The organism is Pseudacidovorax sp. NFM-22 (genome assembly GCF_021401245.1).
In the GTDB taxonomy this organism is placed as follows: Bacteria; Pseudomonadota; Gammaproteobacteria; order Burkholderiales; family Burkholderiaceae_C; genus Xenophilus.
In genome coordinates this window covers 309,941-326,419 of sequence record NZ_JACBFY010000006.1, presented here as the reverse complement: position 1 = coordinate 326,419, position 16,479 = coordinate 309,941, and the positions used below count along the sequence as shown (strand labels likewise).

Sequence of the window (16,479 nt, the reverse complement as noted above, 5' to 3'; positions counted from 1 at the left end):
GCTCAGCCCGAACGGATGGGGTTTGCTCAGCCCGAACGGTCGGGGGGTGCTCAGCCCGGACGGCTGGAAGGTGCTCCTTCCGAATGGTCCGGGGACGCTCAGCCCGAACCGCTGGAGATCGCTCACTCCCTCGCCGAGCGCCCGCTGCGCATCGCCATCCTGGGCCTGTCCATCACCTCCTCCTGGGGCAACGGCCACGCGACCACCTGGCGCGCGCTGGTTCGCGCCCTGGCGCAGCGCGGGCACGACGTGCTCTTCCTGGAGCGCGACGTGCCCTGGTATGCCAGCCACCGCGATCTGCCCGATCCCCCCTGGTGCCGCACCGTCCTGTACGAAGACCTGGAGACTCTGCGCACGCAGTGGGGCGAGGCCATCGCCGGCGCCGACCTGGTGATCGTCGGCTCCTTCGTGCCCGACGGCATCGAGGTGGGCGACTGGGTGCAGAAGCAGGCGCGCGGGGTCACGGCCTTCTATGACATCGACACGCCCGTCACCCTCGCCGCGCTGGCACAGCAGGCCTGCACCTACCTCTCGCACAGCCAGCTGCCCGGCTACGACCTGTACCTCTCGTTCACCGGCGGCCCCACCCTGGAGCGGCTGGAGCGGCAGTTCGGCGCCCGCGCGGCGCGGGTGCTGTATTGCGCGGTCGACCCGCAGCTGCATGCGATGCAGGACGTGGCATGCAGCCTGGACCTGGGCTACATGGGCACCGACAGCACCGACCGCCGCGCCGGACTGGAGACGCTGCTGCTGGCCCCCGCACGCCGCTGGCCGCAGGGCCGTTTCGCGGTCGCGGGCGCCAACCATCCCGGCACCGAGGACTGGCCGGCCAACGTGCGCTACGTGCCGCACCTGCCGCCGCCGGAGCACCGCGCCTTCTACGGCAGCCAGCGCTTCACACTCAACCTCACGCGCGCCGATATGCGGGCGGCCGGCTGGTCGCCCAGCGTGCGGCTGTTCGAGGCCGCCGCCTGTGGCACGCCCATCATCAGCGACCGCTGGGCGGGCATCGAGGACGTGCTGACGCCGGGGCGCGAGATCTTCCTGGCCGACAGCGCCGACGAGGTGCTGGCCCTGCTGACCGACCTGCCCGAGGACCAGCGCCGCGCCGCCGGCGAGGCCGCGCGCCAGCGCGTGCTGGGCGCGCACACCGCAGAACACCGGGCGCGCGAACTGGAGGCCTATGTGGCCGAGGCGATGGGTGTGGCCGTGTCGCCGGAGGCCTCGCCATGACCAGCGCGCCACCGCCCGAGGCCATCGAGGCCGCCCTCGACGCCCAGCGCCGCCGCGTGCGCGAACTCGGCCCCTGGTTCCACAACCTGCACCTGCCCAGCGGCCTGCAGACGCTGCCCGAACACCCGCTGGGCGGCGACTTCCCGCGCTTCAAATGGCTGCAGATCGCGCCGCATCTGCCCGAGGACCTGCGCGGCTGGCGCGTGCTGGACGTGGGCTGCAACGCCGGCTTCTACAGCTTCGAGCTGGCCCGGCGCGGCGCGCAGGTGCTGGCGCTGGACGTGGACCCGCACTACCTCGACCAGGCGCGCTGGGCCGCCGGCGAGATGGGCCTGGCCGGGCGCATCGACTTCCGCTGCGCCCAGGTCTATGACCTGGCCGGCGAGCCGGGCGACTTCGACCTGGTGTGGTTCATGGGCGTCTTCTACCACCTGCGCTACCCGCTGCTGGCGCTGGACCTGCTGGCCCGCCGCACCCGGCGGCTGATGATGTTCCAGACGCTCACCCTGCCCGGCGACGCGGTGGACGGCGCCCCCGACTGCGGCATCGACGAGCGCGCGCGGCTGTGCGCACCCGGCTGGCCGCGCATGGCCTTCATCGAGGAGCGCCTGGCCGGCGACCCCACCAACTGGTGGGCCCCCAACGCTGCCGCGGTGGAAGCCATGCTGCGCTCGTCGGGCCTGCAGATACGGGCCCGGCCCGGGCACGAGATGTGGCTGTGCACGCCCCGGGCCGATGCCCAGGCGGCCCGCGCGATGTGGCAGCCCCAGCACGACAGCATCGTCGGCGAAGGCCGGCCCTCGCCGGCCCACTGACGGCTGCGCGGCGGCCAGCAATCTCCCTACGCCAGCCCGGGGCAAGCGAAAGCCGTCCAATCCGCGGCTGCATCCAACCCGGGTCCGGCTGCGTATAGACGAAGTCCTGGACGTTTTTCCTCTTACGGTCTGCGCTTGGCCTCCAAGTCGGCGGGCCCACCGCCGCCGTGACTCTGCTTCTTCCCCGCTACGACCTGTGGATCGTGGCCGCCTCGATCCTCATCGCCGCCTTCGCCTCCTACGTGGCGCTGGACCTGGCCAAGCGCGTGCACACGCGCGACCGTGTCGTCTCGCGCACCTGGTGCGCCGCCGGCTCGCTGGTGATGGGCACCGGCATCTGGTCGATGCACTTCGTGGGCATGATGGCCTACTCGCTGCCCATCGAGCTGGGCTACACCTATGCGCTGACCGCCCTGTCCTGGCTGGCGGCCGTCGCGGTCTCTGCCCTCGCGCTGCAACTGGCCGCCCGCAGTCGTCTTGGGGCGCGATCGCTGCTGTATGGCTCGGCCGCCATGGCGCTGGGCATCTGTGCAATGCACTACCTGGGCATGGCCGCGATCGACGTCGTCCCGGGCATCCGCTGGCACTGGGCCCTGGTGGTCGCGTCGGGCGTCATCGCCTGGGGCGCTTCGGCGGCCGCGCTGCTGCTGTTCTTCCTGCTGCGCGACAGCGACGGCGGCCGGGCCCGGCTGCTGCAGCTGGGCGCCGCGGTGGTGATGGGCCTGGCCATCAGCGGCATGCACTACGCGGGCATGGCGGCGGCGGGGTTCGTGGAAGGCAGCGTCTGCCTGAGTGCCGACGCGCTCGGCGGCCGCAGCCTGGGCCTGATGGTCATGGCGGCGACGCTGCTGATGCTGATGCTCACGCTCTTCACTTCGGTGCTCGATGCCCGCCTGCGCGGACGCACCATGCAGCTGGCGCGCTCGCTGAAGGAGGCCAACCACCAGCTGCAGGAAGCCAACGAAGAGCTGCACCGCCGCGCCTTCCTCGACCCGCTCACGGACCTGCCCAACCGGGTGCTGTTCGACGACCGGCTGGGCCATGCCCTGGCCCGCACCGACGGCGGCAAGGAGAAGCTGGCGGTGCTGTTCGTGGACCTGGACGGCTTCAAGCCGGTCAACGACTCCTTCGGCCATTCGCTGGGTGACGCCGTGCTGCGCGACGCCGCAGACCGCCTGCGCGCGGTGGCCCGAAGCACCGACACCGTGGCCCGCATCGGCGGCGACGAGTTCGTGGTGCTGATGGAGAACGTGGTCTATGCCGCGGACTGCACCGAGGTGGCCTGCAAGATCGTGGACGCCATCCGCGAGCCCTTTCTCGTGGGCCAGCGGCCCGTGCAGATCTCGGCCTCGGTGGGCATCGTGGTCTACCCGGACCATGGCGAGAAGCACAAGCTGGTGGCGTGCGCCGACGCGGCCATGTACGCGGCCAAGCGCGCGGGCGGCGGCAACTACGCCATGTTCGAGTCGCGCATGGGCACCAATGCCGAGAACCAGCTGAGCCTGCAGTCCGACCTGCGGATGGCCATCCAGCGCGGAGAGCTGCAGCTGCACTACCAGCCCAAGATCGATGGCAAGCGCAACCAGATCCGCGGCGTCGAGGCCCTGCTGCGCTGGACGCATCCGACGCTGGGGCCCATCAGCCCGCTGGTGTTCATCCCGCTGGCCGAGCGCTTCGGGCTGATCAATCCGCTGGGCCACTGGGTGATCGAGGAAGCCTGCCGCCAGCTCTCGCAATGGGAGGACGAAGGGCTGAACATGCGCGTGGCGATCAACCTGTCGGCCCACCAGCTGCGCGAGCCCGACCTGGTGGTGCGCATCGCCGACGCCCTGAGTCGCTACCGCATCCAGGCCGAGCAGCTGCTGTGCGAGATCACCGAAAGCGTGGCCATGGAGGACGTGGCCACGACGCAGCGGGTGTTCGACGGCCTCTCGCACATCGGCGTCTTCCTGGCCATCGACGACTTCGGCACCGGCTACTCCAGCCTGAGCTACCTGCGCCAGCTGCCGGCGCGCCAGCTCAAGATCGACCGCAGCTTCGTGAGCGACCTGGAGACCAGCGCCGACGCGCGGGCCGTGGTCGACGCGGTGGTGCGCCTGTCGCACGCGCTGGGCCTGCGCGTGGTGGCCGAGGGCGTGGAGACGGCCGGCCAGCGCGACATCCTGCTGGGCATGGGCTGCGACGAGCTGCAGGGCTTCTTCTTCGCCCGGCCGATGCCGGCGGACCAGCTGCTCGCGTGGAGCCTGGGCCGGCGGCCGGCCGGCTCGCACGGCGACTTCTCGCCCTCGCTGTTCGCGCCGCTGTAAGCCGCCCGCGCCGGGCCGCGGCCGCGGCCCGGCGCCGCCGCCCCTACCTGACCGTGCCGACCTCGCGCCAACCCAGCTGGCGCGGATCGAAGGCCCAGAAGCTGCCCGTGGGCGCGGCCACCTCGCCCTTGGTGTTGCCGGCGATCAGGCGCGGCTTGCCGCGGGCGTTGTAGAAGCTCAGGTCGGTGAGCACCGAGCTTTGGGGCACGTAGGCCACGCTGCTGTCGAGCACCGAGGTGGCCCTGGCGTAGTTGAGCGCATAGATGCGGCTCTGGCCGCCCGGGCTGCAGGCGTCGCCGGTGGGCAGCGTGGCGCTGAAGGCGATCAGGCCGCTGAAGGCCGTGGCCGGCGAGATGGCACGCCAGCCCACCGAGCCGCTCTGGCCCAGGTCGATGTACCAGCCGGCCTTGCCGGCCAGGTTCACGGGCGCGGTCAGGGTGCCGCCGTTGGCGCTGCCCGTGGCGCCGGCGGGCGTCACCGCCGCCAGGCGGGTGCGACCGTCCACCGGATAGCTGCCGGCACTGGTGCCGCTGGCGTCGGCCGCCGCGGTGGCGAAGCTGCCGATGCCGCCATCGATCAGCGCATAGAAGCTCTGGTTCTGGCTGCTGAGGATGTCGGAGCGGTCGAGCAGCCGGCCCGTGCCCACCAGCACGAAGCGCTGGCGCGTGACGGGATGCACCTCCACCAGCGGCGCGGTGGTGATGGGCTGCACGGCACCGCTGCCGTCCTTGAAGATCGCCAGGCGCGTGGGTGCGGGATAGGCGCCGCCGCCCTTGGGCGCCGTCAGGTCGAAGCGCCAGAGCTGGCCGCCGAGGTCGCCCACGTAGACAGCATCGGCGGTGAAGTCGTTGTAGTCGCGCACATAGGCCGTGGGCCGGGCCATGCCGTCGGCGGCGGTGGTGCCGGTGGAGATCTTCTCCAGCAACTGGCCGTTGCGCGGATCGACGACGAACAGCCAGCCCTTGCCGTCCTGGTTGTTGTAGCCCGAGGTGAACAGCGCCACCCAGCCCCACTTGGCGGTCTTGACCACCACCGGGTCGCCGAAGCTGTAGCCGATGTCGACGCAGTTGCCGCTGCTGAGGTTGCAGGTGCCGCCCGCCGCGGAGGGCAGCTGCGCCGCGCTCGGAAACTCCCACAGCACCTTGCTGGCCACCGTGGCCTCGGTGGTCATGAGGTCGGGCCGGGTGACGTCGATGGCGTAGTAGCTGCGCCCGCCCTTGCCCAGCCCGCCGATCAGCAGGCTGCGCCAGGCCGGCGTCGGGCTCTGGCCGGCGGCCGTGTCGGCAAAGGCCTGACCGGCGCGGGCGAAGTCGATGTCGATGACCTGCGGGGTCGCATCCACATAGTTGCGGTGCGCGTAGGTGGGCTTGCCCAGCTGCGCCAGCAGTCCGTCGGCCGGATTGGTGGCATCGCCGGGATCGCGGGCGAACAGCACCGAGGGCACATAGGCGAACAGTTCCTGCCCGGCCGTGGTGCCGGTGCCGCCGCGGAAGGCGTGCAGCATGCCGTCGTTGGCGCCCACGTAGAGCACGGTGGGACGCGCGGCATTGTTGGCGTCGGTCTTGAAGGCGCTGTAGCCCGGGTTGGCGGCGTCGGAATAGGGCCCCGCCGGCGGCCCGACCACCGCGATGCGGGAGTTGACGATGTCGCCCAGCCGGCGCGGCAGCCGCTGCGTGGTGCCGCTGCTGTCGGTGGAGGTGACCACGCGCGCGCGGTAGCCCTGGCCTTCCAGCGTGCGGTCGCCGCGCAGCCACTGCAGGTAGTTGGCGCCGTCGTTGCCGCTGACGTAGCTGGTGTCCAGCGCGCTCTTCTGCGTGCTGCTGAGGCTGTCGTAGCGGAAGGCCACGCCCGCGGTGCCCGACCAGGTCACCACCCGGCGCGCGGTGCTCCAGCCGTCGCCGCTGCCCAGCTGGCCCTCGAAGGCGGTGTTGGTGGTCCAGCTGGCCGTGGCGGCGGGGGTGGGCGTGCCGTCGGTGTCGAAGCGGATGGCGGTGCCGGTGACCTCGCCCGACCAGTTGCTGGAGTCGTACTGCGCCGCATACGACACGTCGGCCTGGGTGGTCACCTGCCGGCCCGCCAGCGAGAAGGTGCTGGTGTAGGCCTTGATGTTGCCCACGATGCTCTCGAAGGCCCGCGTCAGGCCCGAGACCATGGTGTCGGGCCGGCCCGCGGTGAAGTAGTTGTCGGGGCGCGCCTGAGGCTTCAACGGGTTGTCGCGGGCGTCGGTCAGCATGTCGCCGTTGGTGGACCACCACTCCGTCGGAATGGTGCCGGCGAAGGCATAGGGATCGAAGTCGGCCGGCACCTTCATGCCGCCGAACTTGGCCGCCAGGTAGAACTTGTTGTTCCTCTGGAAGGGCTGCTCCAGCACGTCCACCCAGTAGGTCTGCACCGTCTGCTTGCCGATGGTCTTGGCCACGGCGGCGTTGTCGGGCCGGATGTCCTTGGTGTTGGCGTCGAAGGCCAGGCCCGCCATGTAGAAGCGCGAGGCGCCGGCGCCGGTGTTGACCGAGGCCAGGTTCACGCTCACCGTCGAGTCGTCCTTGTTCTGCAGCACGCCGACGCGGTTGGTGGCCACGACCGCGTCGACCGAGGCGTCGTTGGCGACCGGATCGGGCTTGCGCGGCTCGGAGTCGGTGCCGGTGTTGTTGCCCGGCACGTTCTTGTCGTTCCAGGTGTAGATGTCGCCGATGCCCAGCACGAAGTTGCGCTGGCAGGAGTACTGGATGGGATCGTCCCAGGTGGTGATCACCGGAAAGCCGTCGAGCTGCTTGCGACGCGCCGCCACGTCGGTGGCGTTGCCGGTGCCCGGCAGGTTCGACCACTCGGCCACATTGCCCAGGTTGCGGTAGTAGCGCAGCGTGGCGTAGTACAGCTCGTTGACGGGGTCGTAGTCCTTGTAGCTGCCCGGGTAGATCTGGCCGAACTTGTTCAGGTAGTTGATGACGCCGCTGTCGGCGATGGGCACGGCCGTGGTGGAGGTCGCCAGCGCATCGTCCCTGTCGGGGTTGCGCACGAACTGGCCCGTGGTCGCGTCCCATTCGGCGGCTGCCGTGTTGGCGGTGTCGGGCTGCCCGGGCACCGGCATCGTCGGTCCCACGAACTTCTGGCGTGCCCGCAGCACGCCGCCATCGCGGGTGGCCGAGCTGTCGTTGAGGTAGCCGAAGGCGCTGAACCGGATGTCGCCCGCGTACTGCTGCACCAGGCCCTCGGGCTTCCAGTTGTTGCCGTACTGCGTGCAGTTGGCCTCCACGCCGCCAGCACCGGCCGAGGGGTCGCAGACCTTCACGCGCACCGTGTAGTCCAGCGTCGGCGCGAGCTGGGAGGACAGCGAGGCGTAGCTGCCGCCCGGCGGCTGCATCTCCAGCTGCATGACGGCGCCGCCGCCGCGCTCGTAGTACTTGACCTGCACCCGCACCGACTGCCCGGCCGTGAAGACGAGGTCGCCGGTCACGTCCTGCTGCGTGCCGTGGTCGTTCCACTGGTTGATCTGCAGCACGTCGTTGACGTAGAGCAGCACGCCGTCGTCCGACGTGGTGCGGAAGCGGTAGCTGCCGCTGGTCGGCGCGGCGAAGGTGACGTTGTAGATCGCCGTGAAGTTGTCCGTGCCCACGCCGTTGCCCGGCCCGCCGGTACCCCAGTTGGTGTTGAGCGAATCGGCGTAGTTGGTATAGGTGGGATTGCCGGCGGGGTTCTGGTTGACGGTGTTGGCGTAGTAGTCGCCGCGGATGCCGGTGGTGGGCGTCAGCCGCATCGCGAAGCCGCGGCCGTTGATGGAAATGCCCAGCGATGTGGCGCTGGTGAACGGCGTCGCGCCGGCGATGTACTGCTGCGGCAGGTTGCGGTCGTTGAACAGGCCCTGGCCCGAATGCCAGCCCTTCTCGATGATGGTGGTGTCGACCGTGTCGACCACGCGACGCCCGCCCGTCATGGCCCAGCGGAAGGGGTCGATGGCCGCGGTGGTGGCCCAGTTGAGGAAGTTGCCGCTCCAGGCGCCGCTGCAGGTGCGGTTGGTGGCGGCGCCGATGGGCGTGAAGTAGCTCTGGTCGCCCTTGCCGGTCTCGATCGTGATGCCGCCGTCCGTCACGTTGGCCGCCGTGTTCTGCACGTAGCGGTAGCACTTCTCGGTGTCGAAGTAGCCCAGGAAGCGGCTGGTGTTGGCGTAGTTGTCGGTGTGCGCCGTGCGCGAGGCCGTCGGCCATTCCACCGACAGCGCCAGCGCCAGGTTGCCGGGCACGCTGGAGCTGGAGAACACCGGCTGGTCGGCCAGCGACGCCGCCAGCGCCACCCCATGGAAGGGCAGCACCAGCATCAGCAGCAGGCAGCACAGGCGCTGCGCGCATCGAAGGAGGGGCTTGGGCATGGCGGGTTCGTGCTTCACGACGGGTAGGCGAGGCGGCTCGGGGCGGGCCCGCATCAGCTTTCGGGCTTGGTGAACGAGCTCTGGACGAAGACCTGCGTGTTGCGCGGCCCGGTCACGCGCACGGTGACGCGGTAGATGGGCTGCACCGGCGGCGGCGCCCGGGTGGCGAGCTGGGCGCTGCCGCCCACGGCCTCGCGCGTGATCGGCACGCAGTGGCCGCGGCCCTGGTCGGTGGCGCTCTGGGCGGCGATGTCGCACATGCGGTCCACCACGTAGCGGATGCGCACGCCCCCGGTCAGGTCGCCGATGGCGCCGTCCGTGTCGTTGGCCGTGCTGCCGACGGCGGCGAAGGCCGTGTCGGTGAGCAGCGCGTTGGGAATGCCCATGTCGTTGACGGCCAGCGGCGTCGGGCTGTAGTTGAGCGCCTTGTTGGCGGCGGCCGTGCCGCCCACCGGATAGGTCTGGTCCATGGCGCGCTTGATGGCCGACTCGGCCTGGTTGACCAGGTCGCGGCGCAGCGCCAGGCTGCCGGTGTTGGACAGCGAGGCATTCATCGAGCGCGTGACGGCGACGCCGCCGGCCAGCAGCACCACCAGCACGATCAGGCAGAAGACGAGCACGACGCCACGCTGGCGCCGCAGGCCGGCCGCGCGACGCGGCCGTGACACGGGACGAAGGCTCATGAGGCGGGCTGCTTCATCAGCAGGTTGCGCAGGGGAACGACGGTGTCGACGACGCGGTAGCGGTAGTGCCGGTCGTCGTCGGAAAGGTTGATCGGGTACTTGAGCGCCGTCTGGTCGCTGAACAGCACGTACGTGGCCGGCGACACCATCGTCTTCTCGTACACGGGGCTGCGCACCAGCATGGCCACGCGCACGCCGACGATGCGGCGCTGGGTGTCCGGCGTCTTCATCAGGGTCTTGATGGTGTAGTCGCCCGTGGGCGCCACATAGCCGCCGTCCCACACGCCGTCCGGCGTCGCGCTGCTGTCCACGGCATAGAGCGCCCGCAGCGCATAGACGCCCTCGGCCAGCGGCTCGGCGGCACTGCTGCCGGTCGAGCGCAGCAGGTCGTAGCGGTACAGGATGCCGCCGGTGCCCACGCCGAACATCTGCATCTGCAGGTTGTCGGCATCCTGGTTGCCGAGGGCGGTCATGTAGGCATCGGAACTGCCGGCGATGCCGGCCAGCGAACTGCTGGTGGTGTTGGCGCGGAAGTACAGGCCGGCGAGCGGCAGCGTGTCGGTGCCGCCCGCGGGCGGTGCGAAGCTGCCGTCGACCTGCGTGACCACGCAGTCGCCCGCGCTCTTGGCGCTGATGAGCAGCACGTCGTTGGCCTGCAGGCCGAGGGTGTTGTCCAGCAGGATCTTCTGGGTGCCGGCATTGCCGCGCACCAGGCGCGGCAGGTCGCCGAGCGCCGCGCTGCCGCCCATGGTGACGAGGATGTCGGAGCCGGTCTGGCTCTGGCCCTGGCCGATCAGCACCGGCGCCAGGCGCAGGTCGGCGCTGTCCGTCGCGCCGCCCAGCAGGCCTGCGAAGGGGGCCGGGAAGGCGGCGCTCACCGGCAGCACGTTGGTGCCGTTGCGCGCCGCATGGAGCTTGCAGCCCATCACGCCCCAGTCGAAGCCCTGGGCGAAGCCGGCGCCGGCGGAGCGCAGCGCCCGGTCGAGCGTGGCGACCGTGAAGCCGCCGGTCTGGGTCATGTCGTTGGTGCCGGTGGTGGTGCGGCGGTTGGCCTCGCCCACCACCAGCATGCTCATCACGGCCAGCACCACGATCAGGCCCAGCGCCATGGCGACCAGCAGTTCGATCAGCGAAACGCCGCGCGCGCACCGCCGGCCCGCGGCAGCGCGAAGGAGCATCGTGCGTGCAGCCATCCGGTTCACAGCGAAGGCACGGTGACCCGCGTGCGGAAGCTGCTGGCGGCGTCGGTGCTGCTGCGCGAGGGCGGCTTCCAGGTGATGGTGATGTCCACCGCGTTGGTGCTGCCGACGCGGTCGAAGCCGCCGGTGCCGCTGGGCAGCAGGCTGGCGGACGAGGCCACCTTGTTCTTCCAGCTCGTGATGGCGTCGTTGTCCAGCGCGACCGTCTTCTTCATCCAGACCTGGGCGGCGATCTCGTCGGCCAGCAGGGCCGCGCGGCTGCGATAGTCGGCCTCCAGCGACAGCGAGGTCGCCTGGGCCTGCAGGCCGATCAGCCCCAGCAGGGCGATGGAGAAGAGCAAGATGGACACCAGCACCTCGATCAGCGCGACACCCGCCTGGCGGGGGCCGCGCGACGGGGCGGCGCGATCGGTGTGGCGGGGCATGCGGCGCTCAGCTCGGGCAGCCGTCGGGGCTGCTGGTGATGTTGCGGGCCGGGTCGCACATGCGCACCTGGCCGCTCAGGCCCACGGTCACGCGCAGGGGGCGGTCGGCGCCCGTGAGCGTGATGTTGTAGGCCTGCTGCGGCGGTGTGCCGGTGGGCACCTGGCAGGCGGCCGTCAGGCCCGAACTCGCGCCGGTGGACACGACGCGCCCCAGGCTGCTGAAGCACAGGGCCGCGGGCCCCGTCACCGCCACGCCATCGGCCGCGCCGCTGAAGTTGCCCGAGACGACCAGTTGCGCCGTTTCGGCCGAGCCGTCCAGCGGCAGCTGGTAGACGGCCCAGAACTTGCCGCCGCTGCGCACGGCCACCGACGCGGGGGCGGTGGCCGGCGGACTGTCGGTGAACACCAGCACCATGGGACGGCTGCGGCTCATCGCCTCGGCCTGGGCGGTGCGCAGGCTGTCCTGGATGTTGTTGGCCGCGGTGCGGATGCGGCTGTTGCGGACCCAGTCGGCCAGCGAGGGCACGCCCACCGCCAGCAGGATCGCCAGCAGTGAGACGGTGATCATCAGCTCGACGAGGGTGAAGCCGGCCACGCGGCCCCGCCCCCCGCGCGCGCCGCGCCTCAGGAGGGACACGTCTGGCCTCGCTTGAGGATCCACGCATTGGCACAGTCGGCGCCCCAGCCGGAGGGCAGGTTCGAGGTGGAGCGCTTGCCGGTCTGGTCGAGCTTGAAGGTCAGCCCGCCCAGCGCGCTGGAGACCGCCTGGATCGAATAGGCGCTGGCCGTCGTGCTGTCGCAGGAGATGAGGAACTTGCCGACCGTACGCGACAGGTCCGTGCCGGTGCGGCAGGGCGACTGCACGCTGCTGCTCACGTCGGAGTACTGCCGGTTGTCCTGGAAGTACCGCTCCATGTTGGCCTGCATCGTCGCCAGGCCGTTGGTGCCGTCCACCATCTGGCCGCGCAGCACATAGTCGCGGTAACTGGGCAGGGCGATGGCCGTGAGGATCGCCACGATGGCGACCACGATCATGACCTCGATGAGCGTGAAGCCCCGAGCGTGCCGCGTGCTGAACCTCATCGGGGCCTTTGCCGAATATGGAGAAAAGAAAGGAGATGCTTGCCTAATTGTTACGCAATTGTTAACTGACGTAACGATGACGTCAATCGAACGGCTGCTTGCAGGACCGGGAACTGACGTGCTAGTAGCTTTGCCACAACGTGCACCGTCTGGGGGATGGACTGGCCCACGCCGGCGAGGCAGTGGCGCGCGCGTGCCCGTGGCGGGCGACGCCATCCGACGCCTACAGGCGGCAAGCTTTCCGCACTACGCCGGCATGGCGTACACCGCCCTGTTCGGCGCGCCTTGTCTGCCTAGCATGGAATGCATTCGCCGCATCGCGAATGCCTGGGGCAATCCCGCCGCAGGCGCTTCGACCAGGAGGTATTCATGAACAAGGATTCCGTGCAGGGCAACCTGAAGCAGGCCAAGGGTTCGGTCAAGGAGACCGTGGGCAAGGCCGTCGGCAGCGAAAAGATGCAGGCCGAAGGCATGGTCGACAAGGCCGCTGGCAAGACCCAGGAAGCCTACGGCGACACCAAGGAAGCGGCCAAGGACACCGCCGACAAGCTGCGCCACTGAGCGCGGGCCGCCGCCGGCCCCGCACTTCTTCGCTGCCCGCCCAGGAGGCGCGGCCGGAGATGCCGGGCGCCGGGGCCGCATGGCTGGCGGCGATTCCCGCTGCCCCCTTTTTTTCGAGGTCCCCCTGCCTTCACCGGCAGGGGGACCTTTTGCTTTGGGCCGGGCCATCGGCCATATGGCCAGGGTGCGCCGAGTCAGGCTCCGCTGGGAAAGCACAGCGACGCTCGCCGTTAGTTAACAATAGTTCACATTTCCGCGCTTTTTCGACCTGCAGTTCGGCGTCTCGTCTGGCACGGTCGATACCATAGTTAACTAAAGTTAACAGTCCATACCGTTGAAGCCAAGAGCCCCGGGGACGCGGCGGAGTCCGCCGTCCGAGTGCCGTGGCCGCAGCGCGTTTTCCGCTTTCCGATGCACGTCCTCTCGATTTTTGGAACCCGCCCCGAAGCCATCAAGATGGCACCCCTGGTGTCCGCGCTGGCTGCGGAGCCCCAGCTGCGCAGCACCCTGTGCATCACCGGCCAGCACCGCGAGATGCTGGCGCAGGCCATGGGGCTGTTCGGCCTGAAGGCCGACCATGACCTGGACGTGATGCAGCCGGACCAGACGCTCAACCAGCTCAGCGCCCGCCTCACGACGCGCATGGACGAGGTGCTGCGCGAACTGCGCCCTGACTGCGTGCTGGTGCATGGCGACACCACCACGGCCGCCGCCTGCGCCCTGGCGGCCTTCCACCTGCGCATCCCGGTCGGCCATGTGGAGGCGGGCCTGCGCAGCGGAGACATGAAGGCGCCCTTCCCCGAGGAGATGAACCGCCGCGTCGTCGACGTGATGAGCGAGTGGATGTTCGCCCCCACGCCCGCCGCACGCGACGCGCTGCGGCGCGAGAACCTCGGCGGCCGCGCCTGGGTGACGGGCAACACCGTCATCGACGCGCTGGCCGCCGCGCTGGCCCGGCTGGACGCCGATCCAGCGCTGTCGGCCACCGTCTCCGGCCGCTACGGCTGGCTGACGCCCGGCCGCCGCCTGGTGCTGGTCACCGGCCACCGGCGCGAGAACTTCGGCGACGGCTTCCGGCAGATCTGCGCCGCCCTGCGCGAGCTGGCCCTGCGCGACGACGTCGAGGTGGTCTATCCGGTGCACATGAACCCCAACGTGCGCGGCGTCGTGATGCAGCTGCTGCACGGCCTGCCCAACGTCCACCTCATCGAGCCGGTCGGCTACCTGGACTTCATCTGGCTGATGCGGCGCGCCCACCTGATCCTGACCGACTCCGGCGGCGTGCAGGAAGAGGCGCCCCACCTCGGCAAACCCGTGCTGGTGATGCGCGACGTGACCGAACGCCCCGAGGCCGTGGCCGCCGGCACCGCCCACCTGGTGGGCACGGCGCCCGAGCGCATCCTGCGCGCCGCCCGGCGCCTGCTGGACGACCCGCACGCCCATGCCGAGATCGCCCGCCGCGGCAACCCCTACGGCGACGGCCATGCCTGCCGCCGCATCGTCGATGCGCTGTGCGGCCGCCCCGTGGCCGAGTTCGCGCCCCCGCCCCTCCAACCCGCTTCCGTTCCGAGCCTGGACTTCGCATGAGACTGCCCCAACGCCTGCTTCATCCTCTTCCACTGGTCCTCGGGATCGGCCTGCTGGCCCCCGTCGCCGCCCTGGCCAGCCCCGCGGGCGACGCCCTGCAGCGGCTGCAGGGCGAGACCTGGGTCACGCGCAGCTTCACGCTGGCCGACCTGGGGATCACCCGCACCGTGCTGCTCACCGGCTTCGACGCCAAGCAGGAGTTCTACCTGCCGGTGCCGCGCAACGTGGCGATTGCCGATGCGGGCATCGACTTCCGCGGCCGCTACTACAAGCCCGAGGAGGCCCGCACCTCGATGACGCTGGCCGTCAACGGCCGGCCCAGCTATGCCACCCGGGTGGACACGGCCGAGGGCGACGCCAGCCAGGTGCTGAAGGTGGACACCCGCACCATCGTCGACGGCTTCCTGCGCCTGGGCGTCAGCTGGATCAACAACTCGCCCGAGCGCATCTGCGCCTATGAGCGTCCCTCGGGCAATGTGCTGGCCGTCGAGCCCGACACCCGCTTCAGCTACCGCTTCACCAGCGGCGCCCTGACCAACCTGGCCGACGCCTGGGTGGCGCTGCCCGCCAGGCCCACGATGATCGTGGCCGGCAAGCGGCTGTCCAAGGGCGCCTACGACAGCGCCTGGCGCATCGGCCTGGCCATGGAACAGGCCGGCCGCCAGATCAACGTGCGCAGCTTCCCCGCGGTGGGCGACAGCGTCGACACCCAGGGCTGGCAGATCCCGCCCGCGCTGGCCGGCCTGCCCGCCTTCTCGGGCCTGGCCGCCGGCGAGGCCCGCCACCAGATCCGCGATGCCGCCGAGGTGGGCGCGCTGATGGTGCTGGGCTCCGGCGCCGCCACGGGCGACCTGCTCGTCATGGACGCCACCCTGCGCCAGCAGATGAATGCCGCGCTCGACGCGCTGGCCACGCAACTCAATGCCGATGCCGACGCCGCCCGCGCGCTGTCGGACTGGCGCGGCCGCCAGACCGCATTGGCCGCCGACGGCATGCCCTCGCACATGGTGCGCCTGGCCACGCTGGGTGCGCGGCCCGTGATCGTGCTGGCCGAAGATGCCGGCGCGCAGGCCGCCGGTGCCTTCGCCGACGCGTGGCGCAACGTGCTCATCGGTCGCAATGCCGTGATCGACAAGGCCGACCAGGCCGAGGCCACCAGCCGCACGGTCATCCATCCGACGCAATGGGGTGGCACCAACCCCAACTTCGACGTGCTCGCCAAGGGCGACTGGACCGTCACCATGCCGCTGGCCGCGCTGTCGGCCGATGGCCGCCTGCCCACCGACATCGGCGTCGACCTGGCCGTCTCGCCCAGCGCGGGCCGCTCGCGCCCGGTGGCCACGGTGTACTGGAACGACACCCTGCTCGGCGCCCGCCAGCTCAACGCCGACGGCCATCCCGAGCGCATCGACGCCCGCGTGCCCAGCTACGTGCTGGGCCTGAACAACGTGCTGCGCGTGGCCATCCAGCGCCAGCCCTACTACGACGGCTGCAACGAGGCGCCTCAGGCCTACCCCGTGCAGGTGCTGCGCACGACCGCCCTGCGCACGGGCGACGCCGCGCCCGACGGCACCTTCGTCGGCCTGCTGCCGCTGATGGCCTACCACCCGCAGGTGGCTGTGCCCGAGTCCTACCTGGCCGACGCCATCGCCACGCTGCCGCGCCTGGTGCGCATCGCCGCCGCCTCGGGCGTGAGCCCCGTGCGCGCCGAGCTGGTGGTGCAGGGCCAGGGCGCCTTCAACCCCGCCCGCCCCTTCCTGGCGCTGCAGGTGCCGGTCGACGGTGCCAATGCCCGCGTGTCCGTCAAGGACGGCCACCTGCGCATCAACGGCAAGCAGTCGCCCTGGCTGGACGTCGGCGGCCTGACGCAGGCCAGCGCCATCGAGGTGGCCAGCAGCCACGGCCAGTACGGCCTCGTCTACCAGGTGCTGGGCACGCAGCCGGCGCTGGGCAAGCCCTTCGTGCTCAACCGCGGGGACCTGGCCGTGCTGGGCGATGAAGGCCCGGTGGCCTGGTCCGACGGCAGCGCCGCGGCCAACAGCGACGCCGCGCCCGAAGGCTCCGGCTTCCTGGCCGAATGGCGCCGCCACCTGTCGTGGGGCGTGCCGGTGATCGCCTTCGCGCTGCTGCTGCTCCTGCTGCTCTTCGTGCTGGCCCATCGCCTCAAGCGTCGCCACGACAAGAACAAGTGATGACCTGCTCGCGCCTCGGGTCCTGACGGCAT

Annotated in this window: 12 protein-coding genes; 6 read left to right on the top strand and 6 right to left on the bottom strand. The window is 70.7% G+C overall.

All coding sequences use genetic code 11. From position 1 onward, the window contains the following. Window positions 1-15: 15 nt before the first annotated feature. The 3 genes from L0984_RS21875 to L0984_RS21865 all read left to right on the top strand — a co-directional run bounded on the left by L0984_RS21875 (window position 16) and on the right by L0984_RS21865 (window position 4,354). The gene (locus L0984_RS21875; protein WP_234196381.1) at window positions 16-1,233 is read left to right on the top strand and encodes a CgeB family protein; all 1,218 of its coding nucleotides are present in this window, start codon (window positions 16-18) and stop codon (window positions 1,231-1,233) included. After that, window positions 1,230-2,048, top strand: a complete 819-nt coding sequence (locus tag L0984_RS21870) for a TIGR04290 family methyltransferase (RefSeq protein WP_234196379.1) — start codon at window positions 1,230-1,232, stop codon at window positions 2,046-2,048. The genes L0984_RS21875 and L0984_RS21870 overlap by 4 nt, the downstream gene beginning before the upstream one ends. A gap of 167 nt (window positions 2,049-2,215) precedes the next feature. Beyond that, window positions 2,216-4,354: a putative bifunctional diguanylate cyclase/phosphodiesterase gene (locus tag L0984_RS21865; protein WP_234196377.1), complete on the top strand. Its 2,139-nt coding sequence runs from the start codon at window positions 2,216-2,218 to the stop codon at window positions 4,352-4,354. A 43-nt stretch (window positions 4,355-4,397) separates the two neighbouring features. Here L0984_RS21865 and L0984_RS21860 read toward each other — a convergent pair whose 3' ends face one another. Genes L0984_RS21860 through L0984_RS21835 form a run of 6 tightly spaced genes read right to left on the bottom strand, consistent with a single transcriptional unit; the run spans window position 4,398 to window position 12,107 of the window. After that, on the bottom strand, window positions 4,398-8,717 hold the full coding sequence (locus L0984_RS21860; RefSeq protein WP_234196375.1) for a PilC/PilY family type IV pilus protein: 4,320 nt from the start codon (window positions 8,715-8,717) through the stop codon (window positions 4,398-4,400). Window positions 8,718-8,770: 53 nt separating this feature from the next. After that, window positions 8,771-9,400 (bottom strand): pilus assembly PilX family protein, encoded by a 630-nt coding sequence (locus tag L0984_RS21855; protein WP_234196373.1) that lies wholly within the window; start codon window positions 9,398-9,400, stop codon window positions 8,771-8,773. Then, window positions 9,397-10,578, bottom strand: coding sequence for a PilW family protein (locus tag L0984_RS21850; protein ID WP_234196371.1), 1,182 nt, complete (start codon window positions 10,576-10,578; stop codon window positions 9,397-9,399). Before L0984_RS21850 ends, L0984_RS21855 begins: the two co-directional genes overlap by 4 nt. Window positions 10,579-10,598: 20 nt before the next feature. Next, complete coding sequence (locus L0984_RS21845) at window positions 10,599-11,024, bottom strand: type IV pilus modification PilV family protein (protein WP_234196370.1); 426 nt, start codon at window positions 11,022-11,024, stop codon at window positions 10,599-10,601. A gap of 7 nt (window positions 11,025-11,031) precedes the next feature. Then, window positions 11,032-11,661: a GspH/FimT family pseudopilin gene (locus tag L0984_RS21840; protein WP_234196368.1), complete on the bottom strand. Its 630-nt coding sequence runs from the start codon at window positions 11,659-11,661 to the stop codon at window positions 11,032-11,034. After that, on the bottom strand, window positions 11,649-12,107 hold the full coding sequence (locus tag L0984_RS21835) for a type IV pilin protein (protein WP_305079920.1): 459 nt from the start codon (window positions 12,105-12,107) through the stop codon (window positions 11,649-11,651). The genes L0984_RS21840 and L0984_RS21835 overlap by 13 nt, the downstream gene beginning before the upstream one ends. Window positions 12,108-12,476: 369 nt before the next feature. Between L0984_RS21835 and L0984_RS21825 the strand changes: the two genes are divergently transcribed. The 3 genes from L0984_RS21825 (at window position 12,477) to L0984_RS21815 (ending at window position 16,447) form a co-directional block, all read left to right on the top strand. Beyond that, the gene (locus L0984_RS21825) at window positions 12,477-12,668 is read left to right on the top strand and encodes a CsbD family protein (protein ID WP_234196367.1); all 192 of its coding nucleotides are present in this window, start codon (window positions 12,477-12,479) and stop codon (window positions 12,666-12,668) included. A gap of 411 nt (window positions 12,669-13,079) precedes the next feature. Then, a complete protein-coding gene (wecB, locus tag L0984_RS21820; protein WP_234196365.1) occupies window positions 13,080-14,255 on the top strand; it encodes a non-hydrolyzing UDP-N-acetylglucosamine 2-epimerase in 1,176 nt (391 codons plus the stop codon). Then, window positions 14,252-16,447, top strand: coding sequence for a cellulose biosynthesis cyclic di-GMP-binding regulatory protein BcsB (locus L0984_RS21815; RefSeq protein ID WP_234196362.1), 2,196 nt, complete (start codon window positions 14,252-14,254; stop codon window positions 16,445-16,447). The genes wecB and L0984_RS21815 overlap by 4 nt, the downstream gene beginning before the upstream one ends. The last annotated feature ends 32 nt before the right edge of the window (window positions 16,448-16,479 follow it).

What these genes read in the sequence shown, in the direction of transcription:
- L0984_RS21875 (WP_234196381.1), top strand. Translation starts at nt 16, where the DNA reads ATGGGGTTTGCTCAGCCCGAACGGTCGGGGGGTGCTCAGCCCGGACGG.
- L0984_RS21870 (WP_234196379.1), top strand. Translation starts at nt 1,230, where the DNA reads ATGACCAGCGCGCCACCGCCCGAGGCCATCGAGGCCGCCCTCGACGCC.
- L0984_RS21860 (WP_234196375.1), bottom strand. Translation starts at nt 8,717, where the DNA reads ATGCCCAAGCCCCTCCTTCGATGCGCGCAGCGCCTGTGCTGCCTGCTG.
- L0984_RS21855 (WP_234196373.1), bottom strand. Translation starts at nt 9,400, where the DNA reads ATGAGCCTTCGTCCCGTGTCACGGCCGCGTCGCGCGGCCGGCCTGCGG.
- L0984_RS21850 (WP_234196371.1), bottom strand. Translation starts at nt 10,578, where the DNA reads ATGCTCCTTCGCGCTGCCGCGGGCCGGCGGTGCGCGCGCGGCGTTTCG.
- L0984_RS21845 (WP_234196370.1), bottom strand. Translation starts at nt 11,024, where the DNA reads ATGCCCCGCCACACCGATCGCGCCGCCCCGTCGCGCGGCCCCCGCCAG.
- L0984_RS21835 (WP_305079920.1), bottom strand. Translation starts at nt 12,107, where the DNA reads ATGAGGTTCAGCACGCGGCACGCTCGGGGCTTCACGCTCATCGAGGTC.
- L0984_RS21825 (WP_234196367.1), top strand. Translation starts at nt 12,477, where the DNA reads ATGAACAAGGATTCCGTGCAGGGCAACCTGAAGCAGGCCAAGGGTTCG.
- wecB (WP_234196365.1), top strand. Translation starts at nt 13,080, where the DNA reads ATGCACGTCCTCTCGATTTTTGGAACCCGCCCCGAAGCCATCAAGATG.
- L0984_RS21815 (WP_234196362.1), top strand. Translation starts at nt 14,252, where the DNA reads ATGAGACTGCCCCAACGCCTGCTTCATCCTCTTCCACTGGTCCTCGGG.